The organism is Streptomyces sp. NBC_01298 (genome assembly GCF_035978755.1).
Classification (GTDB): Bacteria; Actinomycetota; Actinomycetes; order Streptomycetales; family Streptomycetaceae; genus Streptomyces.
Window position 1 is genome coordinate 7,340,891 of the sequence record NZ_CP108414.1, and the last position, 11,977, is coordinate 7,352,867.

At 72.3% G+C, this 11,977-nt stretch carries 11 protein-coding genes; 9 read left to right on the forward strand and 2 right to left on the reverse strand.

Annotation, left to right across the window (positions count from 1 at the left end; genetic code table 11):
* The first annotated feature begins 82 nt into the window (after positions 1-82).
* The 6 genes from mihF to OG730_RS33430 all read left to right on the forward strand — a co-directional run bounded on the left by mihF (position 83) and on the right by OG730_RS33430 (position 6,368).
* A complete protein-coding gene (gene mihF, locus OG730_RS33405; RefSeq protein ID WP_327307718.1) occupies positions 83-406 on the forward strand; it encodes an integration host factor, actinobacterial type in 324 nt (107 codons plus the stop codon).
* A gap of 61 nt (positions 407-467) precedes the next feature.
* Positions 468-1,031 (forward strand): guanylate kinase, encoded by a 564-nt coding sequence (gene gmk / locus OG730_RS33410; protein ID WP_327307719.1) that lies wholly within the window; start codon positions 468-470, stop codon positions 1,029-1,031.
* A gap of 79 nt (positions 1,032-1,110) precedes the next feature.
* The gene (gene rpoZ / locus OG730_RS33415) at positions 1,111-1,383 is read left to right on the forward strand and encodes a DNA-directed RNA polymerase subunit omega (RefSeq protein WP_004948662.1); all 273 of its coding nucleotides are present in this window, start codon (positions 1,111-1,113) and stop codon (positions 1,381-1,383) included.
* Positions 1,384-1,494: 111 nt separating this feature from the next.
* Entirely contained in the window at positions 1,495-2,709 is a 1,215-nt protein-coding gene (gene coaBC / locus OG730_RS33420; protein ID WP_327307720.1) for a bifunctional phosphopantothenoylcysteine decarboxylase/phosphopantothenate--cysteine ligase CoaBC, read from the forward strand.
* Positions 2,710-2,904: 195 nt separating this feature from the next.
* A complete protein-coding gene (gene metK / locus OG730_RS33425; RefSeq protein ID WP_243334350.1) occupies positions 2,905-4,113 on the forward strand; it encodes a methionine adenosyltransferase in 1,209 nt (402 codons plus the stop codon).
* Between the two features lie 152 nt (positions 4,114-4,265).
* Positions 4,266-6,368: a primosomal protein N' gene (locus OG730_RS33430; RefSeq protein ID WP_327307721.1), complete on the forward strand. Its 2,103-nt coding sequence runs from the start codon at positions 4,266-4,268 to the stop codon at positions 6,366-6,368.
* Between the two features lie 332 nt (positions 6,369-6,700).
* Here the strand turns inward: OG730_RS33430 and OG730_RS33435 are convergent, their stop codons facing one another.
* The gene (locus OG730_RS33435; RefSeq protein WP_327307722.1) at positions 6,701-7,231 is read right to left on the reverse strand and encodes a hypothetical protein; all 531 of its coding nucleotides are present in this window, start codon (positions 7,229-7,231) and stop codon (positions 6,701-6,703) included.
* A gap of 261 nt (positions 7,232-7,492) precedes the next feature.
* On the opposite strand from OG730_RS33435, the gene fmt reads away from it, so the two are divergent.
* Both fmt and OG730_RS33445 read left to right on the forward strand, forming a co-directional pair.
* Positions 7,493-8,437 carry a methionyl-tRNA formyltransferase gene (fmt, locus tag OG730_RS33440; protein WP_327307724.1) on the forward strand — a complete coding sequence of 315 codons (945 nt, stop codon included), beginning with the start codon at positions 7,493-7,495 and terminating at the stop codon, positions 8,435-8,437.
* Between the two features lie 67 nt (positions 8,438-8,504).
* On the forward strand, positions 8,505-9,959 hold the full coding sequence (locus OG730_RS33445) for an RsmB/NOP family class I SAM-dependent RNA methyltransferase (protein WP_327307726.1): 1,455 nt from the start codon (positions 8,505-8,507) through the stop codon (positions 9,957-9,959).
* A 148-nt stretch (positions 9,960-10,107) separates the two neighbouring features.
* On the opposite strand, the gene OG730_RS33450 is transcribed toward OG730_RS33445, so the two are convergent.
* Complete coding sequence (locus OG730_RS33450; protein WP_327309529.1) at positions 10,108-10,503, reverse strand: RidA family protein; 396 nt, start codon at positions 10,501-10,503, stop codon at positions 10,108-10,110.
* A gap of 158 nt (positions 10,504-10,661) precedes the next feature.
* On the opposite strand from OG730_RS33450, the gene OG730_RS33455 reads away from it, so the two are divergent.
* On the forward strand, positions 10,662-11,645 hold the full coding sequence (locus tag OG730_RS33455; protein WP_327307727.1) for a helix-turn-helix transcriptional regulator: 984 nt from the start codon (positions 10,662-10,664) through the stop codon (positions 11,643-11,645).
* Positions 11,646-11,977: the final 332 nt, after the last annotated feature.

The following is an 11,977-nucleotide window of genomic DNA, read 5'->3' on the forward strand; positions in this document are numbered from 1 at the left end:
TTCGGAGGCTCGCCCTGGTGTGATGCCTTCCGGCATTTCACTGGTCCGTATCCGACAGTTCGACATCCGAGGTGACGTAGGCGTGGCTCTTCCGCCCCTTACCCCTGAACAGCGCGCAGCAGCGCTCGAAAAGGCCGCCGCGGCTCGCCGGGAGCGGGCCGAGGTGAAGAATCGACTCAAGCACTCCGGCGCCTCCCTGCACGACGTCATCAAGCTGGGGCAGGAGAACGACGTCATCGGCAAGATGAAGGTTTCCGCTCTCCTGGAGTCCCTGCCCGGCGTTGGCAAGGTGCGCGCCAAGCAGCTCATGGAGCGCCTCGGCATCTCCGAATCCCGGCGTGTCCGAGGTCTCGGTTCCAACCAGATCGCCTCTCTGGAGCGCGAGTTCGGCGGCAGCGCCGCCTAAGGCGTCGTCCGAAGTTCTCCCGGCGTTCTCAGGCAGTCCCGAGAAGCTGGATAATCGCTCTATGGCAGCAGAGGTTCGTCCGCGGCTGACCGTGCTCTCCGGCCCCTCGGGGGTCGGCAAGAGCACGGTCGTCGCGCATATGCGCAAGGTTCACCCCGAGGTCTGGCTCTCGGTGTCGGCCACCACCCGCAAGCCGCGGCCCGGTGAGCGACACGGAGTCCACTACTTCTTCGTCAACGACGACGAGTTCGACAAGCTGATCGCCAATGGCGAGCTGCTGGAGTGGGCCGAGTTCGCGGGCAACCGCTACGGCACACCGCGCGGCGCAGTGCTGGAACGCCTGGAGAACGGCGAGCCGGTCCTGCTGGAGATCGATCTCCAGGGCGCACGGCTCGTACGCGAGTCCATGTCCGAGGCACAGCTGGTCTTCCTCGCTCCTCCGAGCTGGGACGAACTGGTCCGCCGGCTCACCGGCCGGGGCACCGAAACGGCGGAGGTCGTGGAGCGCCGGCTCGGCGCCGCCAAGATCGAACTTGCTGCCGAATCCGAGTTCGACAGCACCCTGGTCAACACCTCGGTCGAGGACGTCGCGCGCGAGCTGCTAGCCTTGATGAATGTCGTCTGATCGCTGACCGGTGTTCAACCGGTCCGGACGGTCCGAAATCGACACTTCTAGGTATTACCCCATCTTCGGAAGGTAGAGCGTGTCCTCTTCCATTACTGCGCCCGAGGGCATCATCAACCCGCCGATCGACGAGCTGCTCGAGGCCACGGACTCGAAGTACAGCCTCGTGATCTACGCGGCCAAGCGTGCCCGTCAGATCAACGCGTACTACTCGCAGCTCGGTGAGGGCCTGCTCGAGTACGTCGGCCCGCTGGTGGACACCCACGTCCACGAGAAGCCGCTTTCGATCGCGCTGCGCGAGATCAACGCGGGTCTGCTGACCTCCGAGGCCATCGAGGCCCCGGCTCAGTAAGACACGAGTGTCCTTTCACCACAGGCCCGGCAGAACATCTGCCGGGCCTGTGGTGTGTCATAGAGGTGTCGTCGCGGTCAGTCGACGCAGTCAGCCGAAGGGGCGTGTGTGGTGGGTAAGCCGAAGGTCGTGCTCGGAGTCAGTGGCGGGATCGCCGCTTACAAGGCGTGCGAGCTGCTGCGCCGGCTGACCGAGTCCGGGCACGACGTCCGCGTGGTGCCGACGGCGGCGTCGCTGAACTTCGTCGGGGAGGCCACCTGGGCCGCCCTCTCGGGGAACCCGGCCTCCACCGAGGTCTGGGAGAGCGTCCACGAGGTGCCGCACGTGCGCATCGGGCAGAGCGCCGACCTCGTCGTCGTCGCCCCGGCCACCGCCGACATGCTGGCCAAGGCGGCCCACGGGCTGGCCGACGACCTGCTGACCAATACGCTGCTCACCGCGCGCTGTCCCGTGGTGTTCGCACCCGCGATGCACACCGAGATGTGGGAGCACCCGGCGACCCGGGAGAACGTGGCCACGCTGCGCCGGCGGGGCGCCGTCGTCATCGAGCCCGCCGTCGGCCGGCTCACCGGCAAGGACACCGGCAAGGGGCGGCTGCCCGACCCCGAGGAGATCTTCGAGGTGTGCGCAAGGGTCCTCGCCCGCGGGGTGGCCGAGCCCGACCTCGCCGGGCGGCACGTGGTGATCAGCGCGGGCGGCACCCGCGAGCCGCTGGACCCGGTCCGCTTCCTCGGCAACCGCTCCTCCGGCAAGCAGGGCTACGCCCTCGCCCGTACCGCGGTCGCCCGCGGGGCCCGGGTCACCCTGGTCTCCGCCAACACCGCGCTCGCCGACCCCGCCGGGGTGGACCTCGTACGGGTCGGGACGGCCCTGCAGCTGCGCGAGGCCGTGCTCAAGGCCGCCGCGGACGCCGACGCGGTGGTGATGGCCGCGGCCGTGGCCGACTTCCGGCCGGCCGAGTACGCGGGCGGGAAGATCAAGAAGAAGGACGGGCAGGAGCCCGCACCGGTCGCCCTCGTACGCAATCCGGACATTCTCGCGGAGATTTCCTCCGACCGGGCCCGGGAGGGCCAGGTCGTGGTGGGATTCGCCGCCGAGACGGACGACGTCCTCGCCAACGGGCGGAGCAAGCTCCTCCGCAAGGGGTGTGACCTTCTCGTCGTGAATGAGGTGGGTGAGGCGAAGACCTTTGGTTCCGAGGAGAACGAGGCGGTCATCCTGTCCTCCGACGGAAGCGAACTCGCCGTCCCCTACGGTCCGAAGGAATCGCTGGCAGACGTGATTTGGGACCAGGTGGCACCGCGACTCGCGGCGCGACGCGCCTGAGCGGAGGCCCTTTCCGCAGGCTGCTCCTTGGGTAAGAATGGAGTGTCGCAGGTCACACGGCTCCCATAGGGCGAGACGGGTGGTCCGGCGAACGGTGGCGACCGATAAACTGCAGCCGGAACGTGATCGGGCGCAGCCTCCGATGTCGTTCCACCAAAATTTCAGCCAGCAGCCGCTGCAACCCCAGGGAGCGTTGTGTCCCGTCGCCTGTTCACCTCGGAGTCTGTGACCGAGGGTCACCCCGACAAGATCGCTGACCAGATCAGCGACACCATTCTCGACGCGCTCCTCACCGAGGACCCGACCTCGCGCGTCGCCGTGGAGACCCTCATCACCACCGGTCTCGTCCACATCGCGGGAGAGGTGACGACGAAGGCGTACGCGCCGATCGCGCAGCTCGTCCGCGACAAGATCCTCGAGATCGGCTACGACTCCTCGAAGAAGGGCTTCGACGGCGCCTCCTGCGGCGTGTCGGTGTCCATCGGCGCGCAGTCCCCGGACATCGCGCAGGGCGTCGACACCGCGTACGAGAAGCGGGTCGAGGGCGATGAGGACGAGCTCGACAAGCAGGGCGCCGGCGACCAGGGCCTGATGTTCGGGTACGCCTGCGACGAGACCCCCGAGCTCATGCCGCTCCCGATCCACATCGCGCACCGCCTCTCGAAGCGGCTGTCCGAGGTCCGCAAGAACGGGACCATCCCGTACCTGCGCCCCGACGGCAAGACCCAGGTCACCATCGAGTACGACGGCGACAAGGCCGTCCGCCTCGACACGGTCGTCGTGTCCTCGCAGCACGCCGCGGACATCGACCTGGACTCGCTGCTCGCCCCGGACATCCGCGAGTTCGTCGTCGAGCACGTGCTGAACCAGCTCGTCGAAGACGGCATCAAGCTCGACACCGAGGGCTACCGCCTGCTGGTCAACCCCACCGGCCGCTTCGAGATCGGCGGCCCGATGGGCGACGCCGGCCTGACCGGCCGCAAGATCATCATCGACACCTACGGCGGCATGGCCCGTCACGGTGGCGGCGCCTTCTCGGGCAAGGACCCGTCCAAGGTCGACCGCAGCGCCGCCTACGCCATGCGCTGGGTCGCCAAGAACGTGGTCGCCGCCGGTCTGGCCTCGCGCTGCGAGGTCCAGGTCGCGTACGCGATCGGCAAGGCCGAGCCCGTCGGCCTGTTCGTGGAGACCTTCGGCACGCACAAGGTCGACGTCGAGAAGATCGAGAACGCCATCGGCCAGGTCTTCGACCTGCGCCCGGCCGCGATCATCCGCGACCTCGACCTGCTGCGCCCGATCTACGCCCAGACCGCCGCCTACGGCCACTTCGGCCGCGAGCTGCCGGACTTCACCTGGGAGCGCACCGACCGCGTGGACGCCCTGCGCACCGCTGCCGGCCTGTAGGACCCGCGCGTCCTGCTCGTAGGACCGCTCGTGGCACCCGCTCGACGGACGGCCCCGGACCCCTGTGGTCCGGGGCCGTATTCCGTTGGCGCTATCGCGCCGGTGCCGCACCCTGGACGCCACTGTCGGTGGCGTTTGGTAAGAATGCTGCTGTGAGCAGCGCGAACGATTCCCCGCCGGAGCAGCTGGCGCTGATGCGGGAGATGGTCGCCGAGGCGAAGGCCAAGGCACCCAAGGCCAAGCCGCGGACCTGGCGCGGGGCCTCCGTCGCCGAAGAACTGCCCGTGGCCCGGGTCCTGGTCAACAAGGGCGTGCTCCACCTCGACCGGCTCTTCGACTACGCCGTCCCCGCCGAACTCTCCGCGGACGCCCAGCCCGGCGTCCGCGTCCGGGTCCGCTTCGGCGCGGGCTCCCACCGGGTCCACGGCGGCCGCCGCGAGGGCGGCGGGCTCATCGACGGCTTCGTCATCGAGCGCCGCGCCGAGTCCGACTACAACGGAGCCCTCGCCGCCCTCGCCCAGGTGGTCTCGCCCGAGGTCGTGCTCGGCCCCCGCATGCTCGCCCTGGCCCGGGCCGTCGCCGACCGGTACGCCGGCAGCCTCGCCGACGTCCTCCAGCTCGCGCTGCCCGCGCGCAGCGCCCGCGCCGAGTCCAAGCCGTCCCCCGAACCGCTGCCCCCGCCCGCCGCGCCCGAGCCCGCCGGCTGGGAGCGGTACGGAGCCGGCCCCGGCTTCCTGCGCGCCCTGGCGAGCGGCGGAACCCCGCGCGCCGTCTGGACCGCCCTGCCCGGCCCCGGCTGGGCCGACGAGCTGGCCCGCGCCATGGCCGCCGCCCTCGCCTCCGGACGCGGCGCCCTCGCCGTGGTCCCCGACGGACGCACCGCCGCCCGCGTCGACGCGGCGCTCACCGCCCTCCTCGGCGAGGGGCGGCACGCGCTGCTGACCGCCGAGTCCGGGCCGGAGAAGCGCTACCGCGAGTGGCTGGCCGTCAGCCGGGGCTCGGTGCGGGCCGTGGTCGGCACCCGGGCCGCGATGTTCGCCCCCGTACGGGACCTGGGGCTCGTCGCCGTCTGGGACGACGGGGACTCCAGCCACAGCGACGTCCACGCCCCCTTCCCGCACGTGCGGGAGGTGCTGGAACTGCGCGCGGTCACCGACGGCTGCGCCTTCCTGGTGGGCAGCACCAGCTGCACGGTGGAGGCCGCGCAGCTCGTCGAGTCCGGCTGGGCCCGGCCGCTGGTCGCCGACCGCGAGACCGTCCGGACGTACGCGCCCCGGATCCGGACCGTCGGCGACGAACTGCTGGCCCGCGACGGGGCCGCGCGGGCCGCACGGCTGCCGAGCCTCGCGTGGGAGACCGTACGGGAGGGACTGAAGACCGGGCCCGTGCTCGTACAGGTGCCCCGGCGGGGCTACGTGCCGCGGCTGGCGTGCGAGCGGTGCCGGACGCCCGCGCGGTGCACGGTGTGCGCGGGGCCGCTGGAGGCGCCCGACCAGCGTGACCTGCACTGCGGGTGGTGCGGAAGGGGCGAGCCGGCCTGGCACTGCGAGGAGTGCGGATCGTTCCGGCTGCGGGCCCAGGTGGTGGGAGCGCGGCGGACCGCCGAGGAGCTGGGGCGGGCCTTCCCGGCCGTACCCGTACGCACCTCCGGGCGCGACCACATCCTGGACGAGGTACCGGACCGGCCCGCGCTGGTGGTGTCCACGCCCGGCGCCGAGCCGGTCGCGGCGGGCCCGGGGTACGCGGCGGCGCTGCTCCTGGACGGCTGGGCCATGCTGAGCCGGCCCGACCTGCGGGCGGGCGAGGACGCGCTGCGGCGGTGGATCGCGGCGGCCTCGCTGGTACGGGGGGACGGGCAGGTGGTGGTGGTCGCCGAGCCGACGCTGCGGCCGGTCCAGGCGCTGGTGCGGTGGGATCCCGTCGGGCACGCGGTACGGGAGCTCGCGGAGCGGGCGCAGCTCGGGTTCCCGCCGGTGTCCCGGATGGCGGCGGTGGCCGCGGGCAGCGCCGAACTGGTGCAGACCTTCCTGGCGGGGGCCGGGCTGCCGCCGGACGCGGAGGTGCTGGGGCCCGTGCCGCTGCCCGGGCTCCGGGGGGAGCCGTCGGCGGGGGAGCGGGCGCTGGTCCGGGTCCCGCCCGGGAGCGGGGCCGCGCTGGCCGCTGCGCTGAAGTCTGCGCAGGTGGCCCGTCTGGCGCGGGGCGTCCCGGCGGCGGAGGCGGTCCGGATCCGGATCGATCCGCTGGACATCGGCTAGGCCCGGGCTGGGCTGGGCCGGCGTGCCCTGCGGGGCTGTCCCCTACCCGCCCTTCGCCCGTTCCCCGGGCTCCGCCCGGACCCTTCTGGGGCTCCGCCCCAGACCCCGCGCCTCAAACGCCGGCGAGGCTGGATTCGCCGTGCCGCGGCATCTCCAGCCGTCCGGCGTTTGAGGACCGGGTCCGGGCTGGTCCGGGGAACGGTGGAAGGGCGGGTAGGGGACCCTCTCCGTCCTTCCCGTTGCCAGGAAGGACGAAGCCCCCGGCGGGGCGGCCCTGGGGGCGCTCTGGCGGGGGCTGGGCCGTCGGGGGTCGGCGTCCCGACGGGGGTGGGTCAGCCGTTGCGGGGGCCGGGGAAGGCGGCGGGGCGGGACGAGGCGCCCGCCTCCTCGCGCACCGGCTGCGGCGGCACCGAGCGGGCCGCCGGGACGGTGGGCAGGGGGCCCAGGGTCCGGGTCGTCGTGGTGGTCGTCGTGCCCTCCGCCAGCGGCTCCCGCTCGGCGGACTCGGAGCTCTGCGCCCGCCGCGCACCGTAGCGCCGGTGGACGGCCTGCTTGGTGACGCCGAGCGCCGAGCCGACCGCGTCCCACGAGAAGCCGAGCGAGCGGTCGAAGTCCACCGCGGCGGTGACCAGCGTCTCGACGCTGTCCCGCAGCTCCTGGGCGAGGCGGACGGTGGGCGCGGGTGCCCGGCCGTAGACGACGAAGCCCGTGGACGGGCCTGAGCGGCGCGGGCGGTAGACGTTGCCGAGCTGGGCGGTGAGCGTACGCAGAGCATCCACCTGCCGGCGAACCCGCTCGATGTCCCGCACCAGGAGGTGCAGGCTGGCCCGTGCTTGGGCGTCGTGGGTGGCGTGGTCGGCCATGAAGAAGCCTCTCGAACCGGTGCTGAAGAGCGGATAGGGCCGCAGACACCGTTCTGTTTCGCGGCCCGTTTCGGTCAATCTCTCTTGACCAACGCGCTACCGGGTGGGCAGGTCACGCTGTGGGGGCGTGTCGGCATATGCGAGGAGCGCGCGTGTGTGCGTACGCCCCCTCGGGCGGGCGGTGCGACGCAGGTGGGACCGTGGGCGGACAGACCATAGACTGATGTGCTGCTGACAGCCGAGATAGCGAGGTAGACCCCAGTGAAGCTCGTCTTCGCAGGCACCCCCGAGGTCGCCGTGCCCGCCCTGGACGCTCTGATCGCCTCCGGGCGTCACGAGGTCGCCGCCGTAGTCACCCGGCCCGACGCCCCGGCCGGCCGGGGCCGTCGCCTCGTCGCCAGCCCCGTCGCCGAGCGCGCCGAGGAAGCCGGCATCGAGGTGCTCAAGCCCGCCCGGCCGCGCGACCCGGACTTCCAGGCCCGGTTGAGGGAGATCGGGCCCGACTGCTGCCCGGTGGTCGCCTACGGTGCGCTGATTCCCAAGGGCGCCCTGGACATCCCCAAGCACGGCTGGGTCAACCTGCACTTCTCGCTGCTGCCCGCGTGGCGCGGTGCCGCGCCCGTGCAGCAGTCGATCATGGCGGGCGACGAGGTCACCGGTGCCTCCACCTTCCGGATCGAGGAGGGGCTGGACACCGGCCCGGTCTTCGGGATCCTCACCGAGGAGATCCGGCCCACCGACACCAGCGGCGACCTGCTGACCCGCCTCGCCTTCGCCGGCTCCGGGCTGCTGGTCGCCACCATGGACGGCATCGAGGACGGCACCCTGCGCGCGGTGGAGCAGCCCGCCGACGGGATCTCGCTCGCGCCGAAGATCACCGTCGAGGACGCCCGGGTCGACTGGAAGGCGCCCGCGATGCGCGTCGACCGGCTGGTGCGCGGCTGCACCCCCGCGCCGGGCGCGTGGACGGTCTTCCGGGGGGAGCGGCTCAAGCTGGTCTCGGTCAAGCCGGTCGCGGACCGGACGGACCTCGCGCCGGGTGACCTGGGCGTGGCCAAGAACAACGTCTACGTCGGCACCGGCTCGCACGCCGTGGAGCTGCTCTGGGTGCAGCCGCAGGGCAAGAAGCCCATGAAGGCCGCCGACTGGGCGCGCGGGGTGCGGATCGCCCCCGGCGAGCGGCTGGGCGGGACCGACGTAGGCTGATTTTCTGAGTTTGTTTTTGTTTGTTTTGTTCCATCCCAGCGGTACGTAAATCCGGAGCACCTTTCACGTGAGCGAACAGCCCAAGAGCGGCGGCAAGCCCGCCAAGTCGGCCAAGCCCCACCGGAGGCCCAAGAAGGACCCCGTCCGGATGCTGGCCTTCGAGGTGTTGCGGGCGGTGGACGAGCGCGACGCGTACGCGAACCTCGTGCTGCCGCCGCTGCTGAAGAAGGCCCGCAAGGACGAGACCTTCCAGGCGCGGGACGCGGCGCTGGCCACCGAGCTCGTCTACGGGACCCTGCGCCGCCAGGGCACGTACGACGCGGTCATCAAGGCCTGCATCGACCGGCCGCTGCGCGAGGTCGACCCGCCGGTGCTCGACGTGCTCTCGCTCGGCGCGCACCAGCTGCTCGGGACCCGGATCCCCACCCACGCGGCGGTGTCCGCGAGCGTGGAGCTGGCCCGGGTGGTGCTCGGGGACGGGCGGGCGAAGTTCGTCAACGCGGTGCTGCGCAAGATCTCCGCGCACGACCTGGACGAGTGGCTGGAGAAGGTCGCCCCGCCGTACGAGGACGATGCCGAGGAGCACCTCGCGGTCTTCCACTCGCACCCGAGGTGGGTCGTCAGCGCCCTGTGGGACTCGCTGGGCGGCGGCCGGGCCGGGATCGAGGACCTGCTGGAGGCCGACAACGAGCGGCCCGAGGTCACGCTCGTCGCACGGCCCGGGCGGTCCACGGCCCAGGAGCTGCTGGAGGCGGTGGGCGAGGACTCGGCGCTGCCCGGGCGCTGGTCCCCGTACGCGGTCCGGATGGCCGAGGGCGGTGAACCGGGCGCGCTGGAGGCGGTGCGCGACGGCCGCGCCGGAGTCCAGGACGAAGGCAGCCAGCTGGTGGCGATGGCCCTGGCGGCCGCCCCGGTCGAGGGCCGCGACGAGCGCTGGCTGGACGGATGCGCCGGACCGGGTGGCAAGGCGGCGCTGCTCGCGGCGCTCGCCGCCCAGCGGGGTGCGTTCCTGCTGGCCTCCGAGAAGCAGCCCCACCGGGCCCGGCTGGTCGAGCGCGCGCTCGCCGGCAACCCGGGCCCCTACCAGGTCATCACGGCCGACGGCACCCGCCCGCCGTGGCTGCCGGGCTCCTTCGACCGGGTCCTGATGGACGTGCCCTGCTCGGGCCTCGGCGCCCTGCGCCGCCGCCCGGAGGCGCGCTGGCGCCGCCGCCCGGAAGACCTGGAGAGCTTCGCGCCGCTCCAGCGCGGGCTGCTGCGCGAGGCGCTCTCGGCCGTCCGGGTGGGCGGCGTCGTGGGCTACGCGACGTGTTCGCCGCACCTGGCGGAGACCCGGGTGGTGGTGGAAGACGTACTGAAGGGCCGGGGCGCGGGTGCGGCCCCGATCGCGGCGGAACTGATCGACGCGCGACCGTACATGCAGGGGGTCCCGGCCCTGGGCGACGGCCCGGACGTACAGCTGTGGCCGCACCTGCACGGGACGGACGCTATGTATCTGGCGCTGATCCGCAGGACCGGGTAGCGGAGCGGTTCGGTCGGTTCGGGTCGGTCGGTTCGGGTCGGTCGGTTCGGGTCGGTTCGGTCGGTTCGGGTCGGTTCGGTTCGGTCGGTTCGGTTCGGTCTGGTCCGGCGGCCGACCATCCCCCGGGTGGTCGGCCGGACCGGGCGCCTTACGCGACGGCGGTTCCCTCCAGCTCGACCAGCTGGCCCGGGATCGCCAGCCGTGACACCCCGAGCATCGTGGTGGTGGGCGCCACCCCGGCGGCGCCCAGCCGCGACGCCAGCTCGCCGTAGTGCCGGAAGAGCAGGTCGACGTCGGTCGTGTAGACGTTGAGCCGGACGAGGTTGGCGAGGGACATGCCGGCCTCGGCGAGTACCGCCTCCACGTTGTCGATGCTCAGCGCCAGCTGCGCCGCCATGTCGCCGTCGTGCTCGGGCTTGCCTTCGGCGCTCATCGCGGTCTGGCCCGAGAGGTAGAGGGTCCGGGTCTGGCCGGAGACGACCTCGCCCTGGTTGAAGCCCATCTCGACCGACCAGGTCACGGGGTTGACGGCGGTGCGCTGGATTTGCGTGGCCATGTCGGCTCCATCGGTTCGTTGGGGAAGAGGCTGGGCTGCTGCGTTGCTGCGTTGCTGCGTTGCTGTGCTGATGTGCTGCTGTGCTGATGAAGAGCCTCGCAATGAATCACGACACCCTCTGTCATGTATTCCGATAGAGTTTTTTCATGCGCGCAGATCGCTTGGTCTCGCTCGTACTGCTGCTGCGTCAGCGCGGTCAGCTGACCGCGGACGCGCTGGCCAGCGAGCTGGAGGTGTCCACCCGCACGGTGCTGCGCGACATCGAGGCGCTGTCGGCCGCCGGGGTCCCGGTCTACGCCGAACGCGGCCGGCACGGCGGCTTCGCGCTGTCGCCCGGATTCCGCACCGAGCTCACCGGCCTGAACCACGAGGAGAGCCTCGCCCTGCTGGCCGCCGGATCGGGGCACGGCGAGCAGGCCTTCGGCCTGGGGCCGGCGCTCGCTTCGGCGAGGCGCAAGGTGGTCGACGCGCTCCCCGAAAGCCATCGGGCCGTCGCCAGTGACGCGGCGCAGCGATTCCTCGTCGACCCGGAGGCCGACCTTCTCTCGCGCAGGCGGGTCGCCGAAGAAGTACCCGGCGCCACGATGATGGAGGTCCGGCGCGCGGTGCTCGCCGGACACAAGCTGCGGATCCACTACGCGGCCACGGGCGGAACGCCGCAGTGGCGGACGGTGGACCCGATAGGGCTGGTCACCGTACGGGACCGGGGCTATCTGCTGGCCACGAGATCCGGCGAGGACCGCACGTACCGGCTGTCGCGCGTGCTGGCGGCCGAGGAACTCCCCGAGGCGGCAGTGCGGCCGAACCGGGTCGATCTGGACCGGATCTGGCGGGAACGCTCGGCGCAGTTCCTGTCGGGCGGCGACCACATCGCCGTGCGGCTCCGGGTGAACCCGGAGCGCCGGGAAGACCTGCTGAACACCGCACTGGCGGTCCGCGCGGAGGTGCCGGAGAGCGACGGGGACGGCTGGCTGCGCCTGGAGGTGACCTTCCAGGACATGCGCCATGCCCAGTGGGCGCTGTGGCAGCTCGGCACGGACGGCGAAGCCCTGGCCCCCCAGTCGCTGCGCACGCTGCTGCGGGAGCGGGCGGAGGCGGTGGCGGCGCGTTATGGGGGGTCTGGGGTGTAGGGGGTGTAGGGGGTGTTGGGGTGACGGGGTGGTGGGGTGACGGGGTGGTGGGCTTGTGCTGCGGGTTGGTCGGTGGCGTTGGCATGGTCCGGGGGGAGCCCGGCAGTCCAGCGTCCTTTCGGTGCGGGCCGGTCCCTCAAGGGCGCTCCCTTCGGTCGCGTCGCTACGCGATGGCCTTCGGCCACCCTTGACCGACCGGCCCACCCCGAAACGCCACAAGACTTCCGGGATCCCCCCGAGGAACGGCCGGGAGGGAGGACAGGGAGGAGCGGCCCAGTCGCAGATACGCAGCCCCCTCCGGCCAGTGGGCATCCGTCACGGCTCCGGCAGGA